The following is a 16,637-nucleotide window of genomic DNA, read 5'->3' as shown; positions in this document are numbered from 1 at the left end:
ACCTCGACGGGGTCCCACGCCGCCAGGACCGGGGGCCGGTTCCTCGCCCGCGCGAGGAGCTCGATCGCCTGGTGGGGCGCGCTGGTGGTCACCTCCGCCCTGTTCGTCCTCCACATCGCGATCTACAACCCACTGTCGCCCGTGGACGAGATCCAGCACATCGACTACGTCCTGCACATGCTGGACGGGGACGCCGTCGGAGCTGGGGACACCTTCACCGAGGAGGGCCAGGACATCCTGGCCTGCCGGTGGATCGACACGGCGGCTCCCCTGGGCATGCCGTGCGGAGGACCGTACGACCTGAGCCGGATGCCGGGCGGTGGTTACGACACCGCCTACATCCACGCGCCGTTCTACTACGTCACCCCGGCGGTCGCCGCGCTCGCGGGCAGCGCACTGGGCGTCGACGGCGACCTGGTCAACGTCATGCGCTTCTCCTCCGTCCTGTGGTGGGCACTGTTCGTGGGGATCGCGTGGCGGCTCTTCCGTGAGCTGGGCGTGCACAAGTGGGTCGGCGCGGCCGGCATCCTGGTCCTGGCCGCCTCGCCGGTGATCCTGCAGACCTTCACCATCGTCAACAACGACGTCACGGCCCTGCCGGCCGGCGCGGCGCTGACCCTGGCGGCGCTGAGATGGGACCGGGGCCTGCTCGGACTCCGGTGGCTGGTGCTGATCGCGGCCGTCGCCGTGGCCATCAAGTCCACCAACGTGACGATGGTCATCGCGGTCGCGCTGTTCGTGCTCGCCCGACACTGGCAGGGCACGAACCCCCGTTCCTGGCGGGAGTGGCTGCCGTCCCGCAGGCCCCTGCTGGCCATCGTCGCCCTCGGGGTCACCTCCGCCGTCGTGGGGCTGGCCTGGACCGTCGTCCAGGCCCAGCTGCAGACCATGGACCCGCTGCTGGTCCCGCAGAACCAGTCGTTCTTCGCCCCCAGCTTCGAGCCGATGTGGCTGATCAGCTCCATGGACGCGTTCTTCACGCCGATCAACCCGGAGTTCTACGACTCGACCCTGGCCGGGGACACGGCCCGGCTCGTCGCGGTGCTGACCGACTACGGGTTGATCACGCTGACGATCCTCGGCGCCGTGATGGCCGCACGGGGCAGCCAGGTCCGCGCGTTGGCGTTCGCCCTGGGCGGCACGGCGCTGTTCGTCCCGATGCTGCTGATCATCGTGAACTACGAAGCGGTGAGCATCTTCGTCCTGATCACCTCCCGGTACGGCCTGTCGCTCGTCCCGGCCGCGCTCGCCATCGGGCTGACGTTCATCCGCCCCAAGCCGGCTCGTGTGGTCTTCACTGCCGTGGCGGTCGCGTCGGTCGCCGGGATGGCCCACACGATGCTCACCTGACGCCGACGGCAGAGCCGTGAGCCCCCGTCCGCCAGCGACGGGATCGGACGCCTGCCCCTGCGGAGACCTCCGCGGAGCACCCAGCACGGGTGCTCCGCGGAGGTCTTCTCACGTTCCGGACCGCCGTGCAGGACGGAGCGTCCCCTGTGCGGTGTCGGTCCGCGGCGCTGAGCCCGTCGTCAGCGCCGGCGTGCACCCTGGCGACGAGGGCGCAGCCGACGGTGGGTCACGGAGCTCGCCCGGAGGTGTTCCCCGGCACCAGGCGGCCGGCCCGCTGCCTGGCGCACTCAGCACCGGCCCGGTGGACCAGAGCCCACCCCGGCCCGGACCGCGGTCTGCTGCACCGGACCGTCGGGGACGGCAGGAGAGCCGGGTCCCGGAAAGCGCGATGCCCGCTCCCCGCCGTCGGCGGGGAGCGGGCATCAGACACCTGCACGATCAGGACGCGCCGGGCGGACCTCCCGGGCGGGAGCCACGTCCTCCGGCGCGCAGCTCGCGCGTCAGGCGGTCAACCGCACGCACCGGAGGACCGTGGGCGTCCCGCCCACCCCGGTGGAGAGTGCGGAGACACAGACCTCGTGCGGTCCGGCTGCCAGCGGCAGCCTGATCGCGAACCCGTGCGCAGCCCCGGCCTCGGGGTGCACCCGCCCCACGTCCGGGCGTGAGCCAGCGGCGGGGAACACCCCCTGGTCGACGCCGTCGATGGCCACCCGCACCTGCACGGTCTGGGTCGGCGCGTCCGGATCGAACGTCCAACCCTGGACCGCGACCTCACCGGGCGCGCCGACCGCGACGGAGTCCACCGACCCCATGGGCATGCGGTCGGTGACCGTCACCTGGGAGCAGTCGAGGAGGGGGTTGGTCCCGGCGAGACCGAGGTTGATGGCGAAGGTGCAGACCTGGTGCCGCCCCGTTCCGATGTCGAGGTACGTGTTGAAGCCGTGCGCTGCCCCGACCCCGGGGAACGCTGCGGCGATGTCCGGCCGGTGCCCGTCGGCCGTGAACGCACCGTGGTAGCGGCCGTCGACGTAGATGTGGACGTTCGCCGGCGCGGTCGGGACGCTGGGGTCGAACACCCAGCCCCCGACGCGGACCCGCCCGTCGCCCACCGGGGCAACGGCGTCCACCACACCTTCCGGGGCCTTGTACTGCAGGTCGGCCGCGGTGCAACCGATCACCGGGTTGGTCCCGGCGACACCGATGTTGATCCCGAACACGCAGATCTGGTTGCGTCCCGGGAACGAGGGGAGCGTCGCGTCGAAGCCGTGCGCCGTCCCCGCTCCCGAGTACGCCCGACCGATGTCCTCCCGCGTCCCGGTGGCGTCGATGGCCACACCCCGTCCGTTGACGTAGGCGTGCACCTGGATCGGTGCCGCGGGCATGCTCTCGTCCAGCGCCCACCCCTGGATGCGGATCTTCCCGTCCACGGTCTCGGCGATGGAGTCGACCGACCCGACGGGTGCGCGATAGGCGTACTCCCGGCAGGCGACGGTGCGGTTGTTCCCCGGGGCGACGCCGTCCACGGCGAAGACGCACAGGTCGGTCCTGCCCGAGAGCGGTCCCACGGTGATCCGGAACCCGGCGGCCGGTCCCGCCGCCGGGAACGCGGCCTGGACGTCAGGCCGGGGGACGTTCGGGGTGTGGGCCACGCCGCGCCCGTTCGTGTAGACGTGGACCTGGGGCGCGTTCCCGTCGGGGTCGTAGACCCACCCCGACAGCAGGATCGAGCCGTCGGGCTGCTCGGCCAGGACGTCCAGGGACATCTCCGGAGCGCGGTCGGTGAAGGTGACCGGACGGCAACCGAACTGGAAGTTCATCCCCTGACCGGCGAGGTTGTCCGCGATCAGGCAGACCTGGTGGGTGCCGTAGCTGAGCAGCCCGGACACCTCGAACCCGTGGTTCGGCCCCACGCCGTGCACCGAGCCCACGTCCGGGCGTGATCCGCCGGCCGAGGTCGAGGCCACCGTCGCGCCGTCCACCGTGGCACGCACCGTGACCGGCGAGTGCGGTGCGTCCGGGTCGAAGGCCCACCCCTTGGCGGTGAAGCCCGAGGCAGTCAGCGAGAGGTTGTCCGCGAGCCCCTTGGGGGTCGCGGCGGCGATCGCGTCACTCTGGGTGGACCCGAACCAGTCGGTGAAGTACAGCCAGAAGTTGCGGTTGCCGTAGGCGGAGCAGCCGTCGCCGGTGCCGTACCCGGCCCGCAGCGCGGCAGCGTTGGGCTGGTACGGGGTGTAGATGTAGAGGTTCGCCGTCGCCTGGTTCGCGATGGTGACCGGACCGGATCCGCAGGTGGCGGTCGGGCTCCACAGCACGTTCACCGTCCGACCGGCTCGGTAGGCGTAGTTGGCGGCGTTCGCCGTGTACCGCTGGTACTGCCGCGCAGCGCTGTACACCTGGTTGTGGAAGCCGAAGTAGGCCTCGTCGCACGGAGCCGTGTCCGGGCAGGCGAAGCCCATGGCCTTCTTGTAGCGGGTGGCGGTGAGGCCCGAGCCGGAGCCGAGCACCAGCCCCTGCTCCTTCTGCAGCATGACGAGCAGCACCTTGGGGTTGATGCTGCAGGAGATCGCCGTCTTGGCGATGATCGTCGCCGCCGACTCCCCGGGCGCGCCGGCGTAGCCGTTGCAGTAGACGTCCGCCGGCCGGTTGTTCGTGTCCTGCCGGTAGTCCTTCAGGCACGGCGAGCCATCGGCTCCCGGCTTGCAGTTCCCGACCTTGGCGTTGAGGAAGGTCTGCACGTCCCCCGCCGACATCGCGTAGCCGGCGAAGAAGACCTCGTCGCTGATGATGTTCCCGGCGTCGAACTGGCTCAGGTCCGCCACCCGGTCGAACGGCCACAGGTCGTCCGGTCGCGTTCCCTGCAGTGTGAGCAGGGACCCTGCCGTCACCAGGACGGCGAGCGCCACCACGACCCGGCGCACCAGCCTGCTCATCGGGTCGGCACCTCGACCGGCATGGGCTCAGAGGAGCCACGCGTGGTCTGCGACTCGTACGAGAGCGTGGCCTGCCACTCCCCTGCCTCGAGCCCGTCCCCGGGGATCGTGATGAGGCCACAGTTGGTCGTCGTCGCATCGGCCTCGCCGGTGCTCGTGCCGGTGACCTGCGTGGCGCCGCGGACGAGCTCCAGGGTGCACGTGCCACCGGACTCGATCACACCGGCGACGAACCCGGCGGCCTCCACCCGGCCCTCGGCGACGGCCCAGTCTGCGTAGGCCAGCCCGACCACGGCCGTCGTGAGCTCCGGCGCGTCGCTCGCCGGGGTGGTCGGAGTGGCACTGATCGGCGCCACGGGTGTGGTGCCGGCGTCCGCACCCGCGGCCGGGTCGGGGTCCCCCGTGGGTACGGACGCCGTGGGTGCGGACTCCGTCGGGGCGGCGGCCGTCGGCCCGCTCGCGGCCGGGGCGGGGTCCGCCTCGCCCGTGGAGAGGGCCACGGCCACCACCGCGGCGGCCAGCACCGCGCCCAGCACGAGGAACACGCCCCGTCGCCTCGTCGTCGTCATCCCGATGCCCTTCGCCGCTCTGTGACACGGCCGCCCGACGGACGGCCGCACTGGAGGGTGCAGGGCACCCCCGCCTCGGCACGAGCCGCCGCGCCGGGCGTCCGCACCTTTCCGTGTCTGATTGATTACCTTCGGTGATGAACCGAACCGATCAGACGGTGACCCGTTCACACCGCATGAGGGTCGGCGTCGTCCTGATGTCGGTGGACCGGGCGGAGACGCAGACCTCGCGCTGGCCGGGGGGAGCTGCCAGGTCGATCGAGAAGCCGTGCGCGGCGCCGGCTTCCGGGTACACCCGACCGACGTCGGGCCGGGACGCGTCGGCGGCGAAGCTGCCCTGGTCCACGCCGTCCACGGAGACCTGCACCGTCGTGCTCCTGGCCGGCGCATCCGGGTCGAACGCCCACCCGGACACCCGCAGCTGCCCGGCACCAGCGGCTGCGATCGAGTCCACCGATCCCACGGGCGGCCGGTCGTGGACCGTCACCGTCCGGCAGCCCATCAGCGGGTTGGTGCCGGCGGTCCCCAGGTTGATCGCGAACACGCAGACCGAGTGCTGCCCGGGAGCGAGGTCGAAGATCTCGCTGAAACCGTGCTGCGGACCCGCTCCGGGGAACGCCGAGGCGATGTCCGGGCGGGAGTTGGTGGCCTGCACCGCGCGCTGGTACTGCCCGTCCACGTAGAAGTGCACGCCGACCGGAGCCGCCGGGACGCTGCGGTCCACGGCCCAGCCACTGACCCGCAGCCGCCCGTCGCCCACGGGGGCATAGGCGTCGACCACGCCGTCCGGGGCCACGTACTCCGTGGAGACCGTCCGGCATCCGAGCAGGGGGTTCACCCCGCCGATCCCGACGTTGATCGCGAAGGCGCACACCCGGTTCGAGCCTGCGCCTGCGGGGAGGGTGGCGTCGAAGCCGTGCGCGTCACCCGCGCCGGGGAACGCCCTGCCGATGTCCGGTCGGGAGCCGCCGGCGCCGATCGCCGTGCCCCGACCGTTCACGTAGACGTGGACGTCCAGCGCGGTCTGCGCCGAGCTCTCGTCCATCGCCCAGCCGGTCACCCGCAGCTCGCCGGTGGTGGTCTCCACCACGTTGTCCAGCGAGCCCAACGGCTCCCGGTACCTGAGGTCACGGCAACCGTCGAAGACGTTGTTGCCCGCGGCCACGGTGTCGGCCACGAAGAGGCACAACCGGTGCCCCCCGGTCAGCGGTCCGACCGTGATCGCGAAACCCGCCGTCGGCCCGGCAGCCGGGAAGGCGGCCTGTACGTCAGGACGCGCGACCGTCGTCGTGTACGCGCGACCCCGGTCGTTGTCGTACAGCTGCAGCTCCGGAGGGGAGCCGTCCGGGTCGAAGGCCCACCCGCTGATCCGCACGGTGCCGTCTGCCTGTTCGGCGAACTGGTCCACCGAGAAGACGGGGGCCCGGTTGGTGAAGTTGACCTCTGCGCACCCGAGACGCACCGCCGACCCCGGCCCGGCACTGTTCTCGACGTACACGCACACGTCGTGGACGCCGTGGGACAGCAGGGCGGACACCCGGAAGCCATGGTTGGGGCCCACCCCGAAGGCTGCATCGACGTCCGGCCTCGCCTCGGTGACCGAGGTGCCGCTGACCTTGGCACCGTCGATGACCAAGCCGACCACGGCTCGGGAGGAGAGCGCGTCCGGCTCGTAGGCCCAGCCCGCTGCGGTGACCCCGCTCGGCGTGACGGCCAACGAGTCCACCGAACCCCGCGGGTCGTGTGCCATCGACGCAGCCACGAACGCCGCGGCCCGCGTGCGGATGTCGCCCAGCTTGGCGTACCCGGACTGCCCCGGACACGACGTGCTGCCCACGTCCCGGTGCCCGAAGACCGTCGGGACCCGGACACTCGTACCGGCGGCGAACTTGGCGGTGCCGCCACCCCCGGACACGAGGGTCGTGGTGCCGCGGGGGTCGACCCCGTAGAGGGAGAGCTTCCACGCCACCAGCGCTGCCACCGTGTCCACCACCGCCTCGCTCGGCGTGGTGGTCGAGTAGTCACCGAGCATGGAGACGCCGAACGTGCCGGTGTTGAAGCCTCCTGCGTGCGCACCGACCACCGGGCTGGCGATGCCGCGGGAGCCGCTGTAGCGCCCCTCCCATGCCCGGCCGAACTTGTCGACGATGACGTTGTAGCCGATGTCCCCCCAGCCCCGGCTGATGGTGTGGTACGCGTAGATCGCCCGCATGATCCCCGGCACCGCGTCGGCGGTGTAGCTGTTCTTGTCCGCCGTGTGGTGGATGGTCGCCGCCTTGATCGACGGCGCGTAACTCGGGTCCCAGGCGCGGATGGACTCATCCGCGCCCCACTGCGCGCGGGAGTAGACGGGGGGCATCGGCGTGGCCGCCTCGGCCTCGTCCAGCGCCCTGGACTCCGTGACCGCGGCGTCCGCGGGGCTGGTGCCCGGGTCGATCAGCTCGATCCGGACGTCCCGCGGGGAGCTCCCGTCCAGCGCCTGGACGATCACCTCCATCCCCGAGGCCGGGCCGGTGTAGTACGGCGCGGTGCCGTCCCGGACGCCGTCGCCGGGGTCGGTCTGCTCCGCGTCGTCCTTCTCCAGCCGGGTCCACGAGCCCCAGGAGCCGCCCTCGGCCCGCACCCGCACCTGGGCGACGACGTCGTCGACCGAGTCGTCCCGTTCCCAGGTCACCCCCACCGCGGAGAAGGGGGCGGACTCCGGCCGCGAGACCGTCAGGGCGGGCAGCCCGGGGACCTCCTCGCCGGTGGCCGGCGGGTCGATCTCCTCAGCGTCCCCGCCCTCAGCAGGCTGCCCGACCGCGGGGCTGCTGCCGGTGGGCTCGGCCGGTGCGGCCGGTGCGGCCGAGCCGGCCGGTGCGCCGCCGACGGTGTCCTCGGCGACCTCCGTCGAGTCGGTCGACGCCGCGAACGACCCGAGAGCGATGGTGTCCACCGACGGTGCGACGGGCTCGGGAGCTGGTCCCGGCGCGACGTAGACCGGCAGCACGATGAACGCACCGGTCATCGCGATGAATGCAGTCAGGCCCGCGGTGGTGCGGCGCACGAGGGGTCCTCCGATGAGCGACAGCGGTGGTCGACCCAGAGGTCAGACCGGTTCTCTGTCCATTCCATCGGCAGGACCCCGCGTGTACCTGCAGCACAAAGTGACGAAAAGTCGCCAGGACGTGAATCTTTCGAGCTGAGGCGCGCGCGACCGCGAGCCGTCGATCAGTCGCGGAACCCCTGCTGCATGGCCACGTCGAGCGCGTCACGCCAGGGACGGGCCGGGGTCAGCCCGGCCGCCCCCCACGCGGACCCGTCGAGCACCGAGTACGCCGGTCGCGGCGCCGGGCGGGGGAAGGCATCCGTGGTCGTCGGCTGCACCCGCTCCGGGACGGCACCCAGCTCCTCGAACACGGCGCGGGCCAGGCCGAACCAGCTGACCTGCCCACTGTTCGTGTAGTGCAGCACCGGCGGGACGGCGCCGGCCCGCTCCCCCAGCTCGACGAGGCCCGCGGCGAGGTCGGCCGACCACGTCGGCGAGCCGACCTGGTCGTCGACGACCGAGAGGGTCTCGCGCTGGGCCTCCAGGTTGGTCATCGTGCGGACGAAGTTCCCACCGTGCCGGCCGTACACCCAGGCGGTGCGGACCACGGTCGCGTCGGCCCCGACCGCGGCGATCGCCTGCTCGCCGGCCAGCTTGGTGCGGCCGTACGCCGACCGAGGAGCCGTGGGCGCGTCCACCCGGTAGGGCTCGGTGGCCGAGCCGTCGAAGACGTAGTCGGTGGAGACGTGCACCAGCCGCCCGCGGCCGGCCATCTCCTCGGCCAGCCACCCCGGCGCCGCGCCGTTGACGACCTGGGCGGTGGCCTCGTCGGTCTCGGCTGCGTCGACCGCCGTGTAGGCGGCGGCGTTCAGCAGCACCGGCCGGGAACCGGCGGACCGGTCCAGCCAGTCGCGGACGGTCGCCCGGACGGAGGCCTCGTCGGTGAGGTCGACCTCGGCCCGGCCGACGGCCGTCACCTGGTCGTCCGGCCGCCCGGCGAGCACCTCGAGCAGGTCGTGGCCCAGCTGCCCGCGGGCGCCGGTGACCAGCCAACTGATCGGCGAGGCGGTGCTCATGCGCGCGCGGTCGCCGCGGCCGCCTTGAGCGGCTCCCACCAGGCGCGGTTGTCCCGGTACCACTGCACGGTGAGGGCGAGCCCGTCCTCGAAGGACATCCGGGGGGCGTAGCCGAGCGCGCCGGTCTTCGAGTAGTCGACCGAGTAGCGCAGGTCGTGACCGCCACCGCGCGGGTCGACGATGTGCTCGACGGAGCTCCAGTCCCGCCCGGTCGCCTCCAGCAGCTTCTCGGTGAGCTCGCGGTTGGACAGCTCGCGGCCGCCGCCGATGTTGTAGTACTCGCCGGGCGCGCCCTTCTCCAGCACCAGCTGGATGCCCCGGCAGTGGTCGTCGACGAACAGCCAGTCGCGGACGTTGGCACCCTCGCCGTACAGCGGCACCGTGAGCCCGTCGAGCAGGTTGGTGACGAACAGCGGGATGACCTTCTCCGGGAAGTGGTACGGCCCGTAGTTGTTGCTGCACCGGGTGATGGAGATGTTCATCCCGTAGGTCTTGGCGTAGGCGCGGGCGATGAGGTCGCTGCCGGCCTTGGACGCCGAGTACGGGGAGTTCGGCTCCAGGATGTGGTCCTCGACCCAGGAGCCCTCGTCGATGGAGCCGTAGACCTCGTCGGTGGAGACGTGCACGACCCGCCCCACCTCGGCCCGCAGCGCGGACTCGAACACCTGCTGCGAGCCCAGCACGTTGGTCAGCACGAAGTCGGCGGCGCCGGTGATCGACCGGTCGACGTGCGACTCGGCGGCGAAGTGGACGACCGCGTCGTGCCCGGGGAGGGCGGCGTCGAGGTCCTCGGCCGAGCAGATGTCGCCCTGCACGAACCGGTACCGCGGGTTCTCCGCCACCGGAGCGAGGTTCGCGAGGTTCCCGGCGTAGGTCAGCTTGTCGAAGACCGTCACCTCGGCGTCCTCGAAGCCGGGGTAACCGCCGGAGAGCATGGTCCGCACGTAGTGCGAGCCGATGAAGCCGGCGCCGCCGGTGACCAGGATGCGCATCTGAGAAGAGCCCTTCGAGTGACTGGGCGGACAGGTGGTGCTGAGCAGTCTCGCAGAACTGCGTCGCTGCCCGGCGTGGACGTGTTCTGCACGTATCGTCGCCCGCACTCCGCCGCGAGACCTGAGGCGCGCTGAACGACCGAGGCCGGCGCCGCTACGTGAGGACATCTGTGAGCTACCACGACGACCGCACCGGGGCCTCCCGCCCGCTGCCGCCCCGGCTGGACCCGCGCGCCGGCCGTCCCTCGCGACCCGATGCCGCCGGGGACACGGCCGGTTCCGGCCGCCGCCGACTCGCCGCCGGCGCCCGGGTGGTCGCCGGCCTGCTCTCGCTGGTCCTGCTGGGCACCAGCGGCTGGGGTTGGTACCTCGGCCGCGTCGCCGACGCCAGCGTCAACCGCACGAACGCCATCCCCACCTCGGGCAACGAGCAGACCGTGGACACCGGCGAGGCGATGAACCTGCTGCTCGTGGGCAACGACAGCCGCGCAGGCGCCACGGAGGAGGAGCTGGCCCTGCTCAACACCGAGGCCAACCCCGGGCTGAACACCGACACCATGATCCTGGCGCACGTCCCGGCCGACGGGTCCGCGGCGTCGTTCGTCTCCTTCCCGCGCGACTCCTACGTGGAGATCCCCGGCTACGGGTGGGACAAGCTGAACGCCGCCTACGCCTACGGCGGGATGGAGGCCCCCGACGGCGCTTCCGACGCCGCGGTGCAGGCGGCCGGTGCGCAGCTGCTGATCCAGACGATCAGCTCGCTGACCGGCCTGCGGATCGACCACTACGCCGAGGTCGACCTGCTGGGCTTCTTCAAGCTGTCCACCGTCGTCGGCGGCGTGGAGGTCAACCTCTGCGAACCGGCGAAGGACAGCTTCTCCGGCGTGGACCTGCCCGCCGGCGTGCAGACCATCAGCGGCGAGCAGGCGCTGGCCTTCGTACGCCAGCGGCACGGCCTGCCGCGGGGCGACTTCGACCGCATCGTCCGGCAGCAGACGTTCATCGGCGGCATGATCCGCAAGATGCTCAGCGACAACGTGCTGCTGGACCTGGGCAAGCAGCGCGAGCTGGTCCAGGCTGCCGCCGATGCCCTGACCGTCGACCAGAACCTCGACCTGCTCCGGCTGGCACAGCAGATGCAGTCGGTCACCCCGGGCAGCATCGACTTCCAGACCGTCCCCTACGTCGGGACCGACCGGGACGAGCAGGACCGGTCGATCATCCGACTGGAGGACGAGGAGACCCTGCAGGCCTTCTTCGCCCAGCTCAGCGCAGAGCCCGCGCCGGCGGAGGAGGCGGCCGAGACCGAGGCACCCGCAGTGGTCAGCGCCGCCGACGTGGACGTGGAGGTCTACAACGGCTCCGGCATCTCCGGGCTGGCCGGCGACGCCGGCGAGGAGCTGACGGCGTCGGGCTTCCAGGTCACCGGGACGGCGAACGCCGACTCGATGGACTACGAGGTCACCGAGATCCGGCACGCCGCCGGGGACGAGGCGCTGGCGGCAGCGCTGGCCGCCCAGGTCCCCGGTGCGATCACCAAGGTCGTCGACGACGCGACCAGCGGCACCGTCCAGCTGGTGCTCGGCTCCGACTTCAACGGCGTGGGACAGGCCGTGACCGCCGCGCCCCCGGCGCCGGTGACGGAGGGCGCGGACGCCCGGACCGCCGCTGACACCGACTGCATCAACTGAGCCGACGCCGGCAGCCACGGCAGCCGACGAGGGAGGTCCCACCCGATCGGGTGGGACCTCCCTCGTGCACGTGGGGCGTCCGGGGCTCAGATGGGCAGGCGGCGGAACAGCGCGCGCGGGGTGTGCCGCAGCCCGCTCATGACCCAGCGCATCGCGCCGGGCACCCAGACCGTGTGCCGGCCCTTGCGGATGCCGGTGACGATCGCCTCGGCAACCGCCTCCGGGGTGGTCGCCAGCGGCGCGTCGTCCAGGCCCTCGGTCATCTTGGACCGCACGAAGCCCGGCCGGACGACGAGCACGGAGACGCCGGTGCCGACCAGCGAGTCGGCCAGCCCGGAGTAGAAGGCGTCCAGCCCGGCCTTGGTGGAGCCGTAGACGAAGTTGGACGCCCGCGGTCGCTCACCGGCCACCGAGGAGAGCGCGACGATGACGCCGTGACCCTGCCGGCGCAGCTGGTTGGCCAGCTCGGTGCCGACCACCGTGGGCGCGACGTAGTTGACCTGGGCCAGCTGGGCCACGGCCGTCGCGTCCGTCCGCAGCTGGTCGGCCTCCCCCAGCAGCCCGAAGGCGACCACCGCGATGTCGATGTCACTCGCGGCAGCTGCCTCGGCGACCATCCGGCCCGGCGACGCCGGGTCGTCGGCGTCGAAGTCGACGACCTGCACCTGCGCGCCCGCGGCGGTGAGCTCCGCGGCGACGGCGCTGCGGCGTGGGGTGTCCCGCGCGGCGACGACCACCCGCAGCGGGCGCTCCGCGAGGTAGCGGTGCGCGGTGGCCACCGCGATGTCGGAGGTACCGCCGACGAGCAGCAGCGAACTGGGCGAACCGAGCGCGTCGATCACAGCGCGAGCCTCCTGGCCAGGTCGGAGGTGAAGACGCCGTCCGGGTCGACCTGCTTGCGCACGGCCCGGAAGTCGTCGAGGCGGTCGTACATCTTCTCGAAGGTCTCCGGGCGCACCCGGGAGTCCTTCGCCAGGTAGGTCCGGCCCTGTGCTGCGATGACGACCTCGTCGAGGGAGTCCAGCAGGCCGGCCAGCCCCTTCATCACCGGGATGTCCAGCGCCAGCGTCCAGCCGGGTGAGGGGTAGGACAGCATGCCCGGGTTGCCCGGGCCGAACCGCTTGAGGACGGCGAGGAAGGACGCCGTCCCGAAGGAGCTGAGCCGGTCCAGCACCTCACGCACGGCCTCCTCCTGCCCGAAGGGCAGGGTGACCTGGTACTGCACGAAGCCGCGGGGGCCGTAGATGCGGTTCCAGCTCCCCACGGCGTCCAGCGGGTGGAAGAACGTCGGGATGCTCTGCAGCTGGTCGCGCTTGAGCTTCGGGGCCTTGCGGTACCAGAGCTCGTTGAACGCCGCGACCGTGGCCAGGTTCAGCAGGCCGGGCGGGAAGACGTCGGGCACGGACGCCTTGACCGAGCCGTGGTACCTCAGCGGGTCGGACCGGCGCTTGGCCGGCAGTTCGTCCAGCTTCGCGAACCGGCCCCGGGTGACCACCGAGCGGCCCATCCGCTTGCCCTTGGCCAGGGTGTCGATCCAGGCCACCGAGTACTCGTAGAGGTGGTCGGTCTCGGCCAGCAGGGTCATCAGGGAGTCGAGGTCGGGCGTGCGGTCGGTGTCGACCAGACAGCGCGAGGACTCGATCGCCTTCAGCTGCACCTGCGCCCGGAGGACGACGCCGGTCAGGCCCATACCGCCGACGGTGGCCCAGAACAGGTCGGGGTCGGACTCCGGGCTGACCCGGCGGACCTGGCCGTCGGCGGTGAGCAGGTCCAACCACCGGACGTGAGAACCGAAGCTGCCGGCGACGTGGTGGTTCTTGCCGTGGATATCGGCGGCGATGGCCCCGCCCACGGTCACCAGCCTGGTGCCCGGCGTCACCGGGACGAAGAAGCCCTGCGGCACGAACTGGTTCATCAGCTCGTCGAGGGAGATGCCGGCCTCGACGTCGACCAGTCCGGTCTCCAGGTCCGCGTGCAGGACCCGGGCGGAGGTGGTCATGTCGAGGACGGTGCCGCCGGCGTTCTGCGCGGCGTCGCCGTAGCTGCGGGCCAGGCCACGGGCCACGACACCGCGGCCGGTCGCGGCGAGCACGGCGGAACGGACGTCGTCGTCACTGCTCACCGGGACGAGCGCGGCACGGGTGGGCGCGGTGCGGCCCCACCCGACCAGCGGGACGATCGAGGTGGCGGGGTCAGGCACCGAAGACCCCCAGGCCGACGGTCAGCACCCACAGGGCGCCGAGGACCAGCAGGACACGGTCGTGCATGACGATCTCCTCTGGGGCGCCGGCGGCGCCCTTGTCGACGTCCCGCGCGTACCGCAGGATCGCCATCACGAACGGAGCGATCGAGATGGTCGCCCAGGGCACGCCGTCCTGGGTCGCGGCCATCTCGAAGGCCCACAGGCAGTAGGCGGTGACGGCCACGCCGGCCGACAGGCTCCACACGAAGCGCAGGTAGCTGGCCGAGTACTCCTGCAGCGTCTTGCGCGTGGCTGCGTCGTCGCCCACGAGGACGAGCTCGGAGTACCGCTTGCCGGCCACCATGAACAGCGAGCCGAAGGCGGCCACCAGCAGGAACCACTGCGAGAGGAGCAGACCCGCGGCGACGCCGCCGGCGATGCCGCGCAGCAGGAAGCCGGACGCCACCACGGCCAGGTCGATGACCGGCTGGTTCTTCAGCAACACGCAGTAGGCGAGCTGGATGACCACGTAGGTGCCCAGCACCCCGGCCAGTGCGGGCCGGGTCAGCAGGACCGCAGCCGTCAGGGCGACGGCGAAGAGCACCACGGCCAGCACCACGGCGAGCGGCCGGGGCACGAGGCCCGCGGCGATCGGGCGGTACCGCTTCCGCGGGTGCCGGCGGTCCTCCTCGACGTCGATCGAGTCGTTGACCAGGTAGACCCCGGACGCCGAGAGGCAGAACAGCAGGAAGGCCACCGCCGTCGGGCCCATGACGTCGGGGTTGAAGACCTCACCGGCAGCGAGCGGGGCGGCGAGCACCAGCCCGTTCTTGACCCACTGGCGAGGGCGCAGGGCGCGGACGACACCCCACGGTCGCGAACCCCGGAAGCCGGGGGTGCGCGGCGGCGGTGGGACCTTTGCCGGCCCGACGCTGTCCACCGCGGTGAGCGGGGCCGGAGCCGGAGCCGGCGGGTCGGTCACCGGGTTCGGGTCGGCCGATCGTGGTGCCGGGTCGACGGGGAGCGGGAGCACCGAGTTCGGCTCGACCTCGGTCGGCAGGCCGGGTGCCGTGGCGGGCCGAGGACTGTGTTCGGGCCGGACGGACATGATCACGCCTTCCTGGGGACTGAACGGCGCATCCGCCGCCGGACGACGGTGGCAACGCTGACACCCAGGGCCGCGCCGGAGAGAACGTCCGACGGGTAGTGCACACCGAGCAGGACGCGGGACACGAGCATCGCACCGGTCACCCCGGTCATGAGCGGACCGCCGAGCATCGGGGCGAACCCGATCGCCGCGGCCGCCGTCGACGTGCTGTGCGCGCTGGGGAAGGACAGCCGGCTGGGAGTGGCCACCAGCGCCGGGACGTCGTCCAGGGCGGGGCGCAACCGGCGGACCACCCGCTTCACCACGACGCCGGCCCCGTGCGCTGCCACGACCCCGGTCACAGCGGCGGCCCAGTCGGCTCGGTCGCGGCCACGCAGCCAGCCAGCGGCACCGAGGGCGATCCACCCGATCGCGTGCTCGCCGAAGTGGGACATGCCCCGGGCCACCGGGACTGCGGGCGTGCCACCCAGGGCGCGCCGCGTGGACCGGAGCAAGGAGTGGTCGAACCGGAGCAGCATCGTGTCGGGGGTTGCGCTCATCGAGGATCGACTGTAGCCGCGCCCCGGCTGCCCGGGCGCCCCTCACAGCAGCCCTCCCCCGGGGCTGTCACTCTGAGACGGTGCCCCACTCCGGTCCAGTCGTGCCCGCCGACCTCCTGACCGCCGCGCTCCGTCGCGACGCCGCCGCTCCCCTGGTGACCTTCTACGACGACGTCTCCGGTGAACGGACCGAGCTCTCGGCCACCACCCTCGCCAACTGGGTGGCCAAGACCGCCAACCTGCTGCAGGAGGAGTTCGACGTCGGCCCGGGCAGCACCGTCGGGCTGGCGCTGCCGGTGCACTGGCAGACCGCTGCGGTGCTGCTCGGGGCCTGGAGCTGCGGGGCGGCGGTGTGGGAGACCGCCGCCGAGGACGACGACCGGCTCACCGACGCCGACGTCGTGCTGGCCGACGCCGACCGGCTGCCCGCCCTGGAGGAGCTGGGCCTCGACGAGCTGCTGGGCCTGTCCCTGCACCCCCTGGGCATGGGCATGACCGGGTACACCGGCCCGGCCCGGGACTTCGCGCTCGAGGTGCGCGGCCACGGCGACGTCTTCTCCCCCTGGCAGCCGGTCGACCCCGCCGGGGTCGGTCTGGTGCTCGGCGGGGGGCAGCTGAGCCTGTCTGCCCTGGTCGAGACGGCGACCGAGCTGGCCGGCCGGCTGGGGATGACCGCCGGCGACCGGGTGCTGATCGACCAGCAGACGGCGACGGAGGCCGGGCCGGTCGCCTGGCTGCTGGCCCCGCTGGCGGCCGGGGCCTCGCTCGTGCTCTGCCGGGCGGCCGCACCGTCCGGCCTGCTCCGTCGGGCGGAGACCGAACGGGTCACCGCTACGCTCGGGGTGGAGCTCGACGGGATCCGCGAGCTGGGCCGCCCCGCCTGACGAATCGCCTGCCCAGCCCTCGAACGGACGGTGGTCAGCGCATGGACAAGGTCGTCGCGAGCGCACGGGAGGCCGTGGCCGACGTGCCCGACGGAGCGACCCTCTCGGTCGGCGGGTTCGGGTTGTGCGGGGTGCCGGTCGCCCTGATCGACGCACTGCTGGAGCAGGGCGCGTCGGACCTGACGACGATCTCGAACAACTGCGGGGTCGACGATCAGGCGCTGGGGGTGCTGCTCTACGCCGGGCGGATCGCCAAGACGATCAGCTCCTTCGTGGGTGGCAACAAGG

At 72.4% G+C, this 16,637-nt stretch carries 13 protein-coding genes; 4 read left to right on the top strand and 9 right to left on the bottom strand.

Annotated features, from left to right (window positions below):
- Window positions 1–84 precede the first annotated feature (84 nt).
- Entirely contained in the window at window positions 85–1,350 is a 1,266-nt protein-coding gene (locus O2W53_RS18355) for a glycosyltransferase family 39 protein (protein WP_269164515.1), read from the top strand.
- 500 nt (window positions 1,351–1,850) lie between these two features.
- Here the strand turns inward: O2W53_RS18355 and O2W53_RS18350 are convergent, their stop codons facing one another.
- The 5 genes from O2W53_RS18350 to rfbB all read right to left on the bottom strand — a co-directional run bounded on the left by O2W53_RS18350 (window position 1,851) and on the right by rfbB (window position 9,945).
- Entirely contained in the window at window positions 1,851–4,280 is a 2,430-nt protein-coding gene (locus O2W53_RS18350) for a hypothetical protein (RefSeq protein ID WP_269164514.1), read from the bottom strand.
- Window positions 4,277–4,849, bottom strand: a complete 573-nt coding sequence (locus tag O2W53_RS18345; protein WP_269164513.1) for a hypothetical protein — start codon at window positions 4,847–4,849, stop codon at window positions 4,277–4,279. The genes O2W53_RS18350 and O2W53_RS18345 overlap by 4 nt, the downstream gene beginning before the upstream one ends.
- A 151-nt stretch (window positions 4,850–5,000) precedes the next feature.
- The gene (locus tag O2W53_RS18340; RefSeq protein ID WP_269164512.1) at window positions 5,001–7,895 is read right to left on the bottom strand and encodes an N-acetylmuramoyl-L-alanine amidase; all 2,895 of its coding nucleotides are present in this window, start codon (window positions 7,893–7,895) and stop codon (window positions 5,001–5,003) included.
- Window positions 7,896–8,059: 164 nt separating this feature from the next.
- Window positions 8,060–8,953: a dTDP-4-dehydrorhamnose reductase gene (rfbD, locus tag O2W53_RS18335; protein WP_269164511.1), complete on the bottom strand. Its 894-nt coding sequence runs from the start codon at window positions 8,951–8,953 to the stop codon at window positions 8,060–8,062.
- Window positions 8,950–9,945 carry a dTDP-glucose 4,6-dehydratase gene (gene rfbB, locus O2W53_RS18330; protein ID WP_269164510.1) on the bottom strand — a complete coding sequence of 332 codons (996 nt, stop codon included), beginning with the start codon at window positions 9,943–9,945 and terminating at the stop codon, window positions 8,950–8,952. Before rfbB ends, rfbD begins: the two co-directional genes overlap by 4 nt.
- A gap of 170 nt (window positions 9,946–10,115) precedes the next feature.
- On the opposite strand from rfbB, the gene O2W53_RS18325 reads away from it, so the two are divergent.
- The gene (locus O2W53_RS18325) at window positions 10,116–11,636 is read left to right on the top strand and encodes an LCP family protein (protein ID WP_269164509.1); all 1,521 of its coding nucleotides are present in this window, start codon (window positions 10,116–10,118) and stop codon (window positions 11,634–11,636) included.
- Between the two features lie 86 nt (window positions 11,637–11,722).
- On the opposite strand, the gene O2W53_RS18320 is transcribed toward O2W53_RS18325, so the two are convergent.
- Genes O2W53_RS18320 through O2W53_RS18305 form a run of 4 tightly spaced genes read right to left on the bottom strand, consistent with a single transcriptional unit; the run spans window position 11,723 to window position 15,465 of the window.
- The gene (locus O2W53_RS18320) at window positions 11,723–12,478 is read right to left on the bottom strand and encodes a decaprenylphospho-beta-D-erythro-pentofuranosid-2-ulose 2-reductase (protein WP_269164508.1); all 756 of its coding nucleotides are present in this window, start codon (window positions 12,476–12,478) and stop codon (window positions 11,723–11,725) included.
- Window positions 12,475–13,836: an FAD-binding oxidoreductase gene (locus O2W53_RS18315; RefSeq protein WP_269164507.1), complete on the bottom strand. Its 1,362-nt coding sequence runs from the start codon at window positions 13,834–13,836 to the stop codon at window positions 12,475–12,477. Before O2W53_RS18315 ends, O2W53_RS18320 begins: the two co-directional genes overlap by 4 nt.
- Window positions 13,829–14,926 carry a decaprenyl-phosphate phosphoribosyltransferase gene (locus O2W53_RS18310; RefSeq protein WP_269164506.1) on the bottom strand — a complete coding sequence of 366 codons (1,098 nt, stop codon included), beginning with the start codon at window positions 14,924–14,926 and terminating at the stop codon, window positions 13,829–13,831. The genes O2W53_RS18315 and O2W53_RS18310 overlap by 8 nt, the downstream gene beginning before the upstream one ends.
- 2 nt (window positions 14,927–14,928) lie before the next feature.
- The gene (locus O2W53_RS18305) at window positions 14,929–15,465 is read right to left on the bottom strand and encodes a phosphatase PAP2 family protein (protein WP_269164505.1); all 537 of its coding nucleotides are present in this window, start codon (window positions 15,463–15,465) and stop codon (window positions 14,929–14,931) included.
- Between the two features lie 101 nt (window positions 15,466–15,566).
- Between O2W53_RS18305 and O2W53_RS18300 the strand changes: the two genes are divergently transcribed.
- Window positions 15,567–16,349 (top strand): TIGR03089 family protein, encoded by a 783-nt coding sequence (locus O2W53_RS18300; protein WP_269164504.1) that lies wholly within the window; start codon window positions 15,567–15,569, stop codon window positions 16,347–16,349.
- Between the two features lie 41 nt (window positions 16,350–16,390).
- The coding region (locus O2W53_RS18295; protein ID WP_331253809.1) for a CoA-transferase at window positions 16,391–16,637 on the top strand (247 nt) is incomplete at its 3' end.

Origin of the sequence: Modestobacter sp. VKM Ac-2978 (assembly GCF_026968025.1) — a bacterium.
Classification (GTDB): domain Bacteria; phylum Actinomycetota; class Actinomycetes; order Mycobacteriales; family Geodermatophilaceae; genus Modestobacter.
The sequence above is the reverse complement of the archived record's forward strand: the minus strand, read 5'-3'. Positions and strand labels throughout refer to the sequence as shown.

Coding starts and splice junctions, on each gene's coding strand:
- O2W53_RS18350 (WP_269164514.1), bottom strand. CDS start 4,280: ATGAGCAGGCTGGTGCGCCGGGTCGTGGTGGCGCTCGCCGTCCTGGTG.
- O2W53_RS18345 (WP_269164513.1), bottom strand. CDS start 4,849: ATGACGACGACGAGGCGACGGGGCGTGTTCCTCGTGCTGGGCGCGGTG.
- rfbD (WP_269164511.1), bottom strand. CDS start 8,953: ATGAGCACCGCCTCGCCGATCAGTTGGCTGGTCACCGGCGCCCGCGGG.
- rfbB (WP_269164510.1), bottom strand. CDS start 9,945: ATGCGCATCCTGGTCACCGGCGGCGCCGGCTTCATCGGCTCGCACTAC.
- O2W53_RS18310 (WP_269164506.1), bottom strand. CDS start 14,926: ATGTCCGTCCGGCCCGAACACAGTCCTCGGCCCGCCACGGCACCCGGC.
- O2W53_RS18305 (WP_269164505.1), bottom strand. CDS start 15,465: ATGAGCGCAACCCCCGACACGATGCTGCTCCGGTTCGACCACTCCTTG.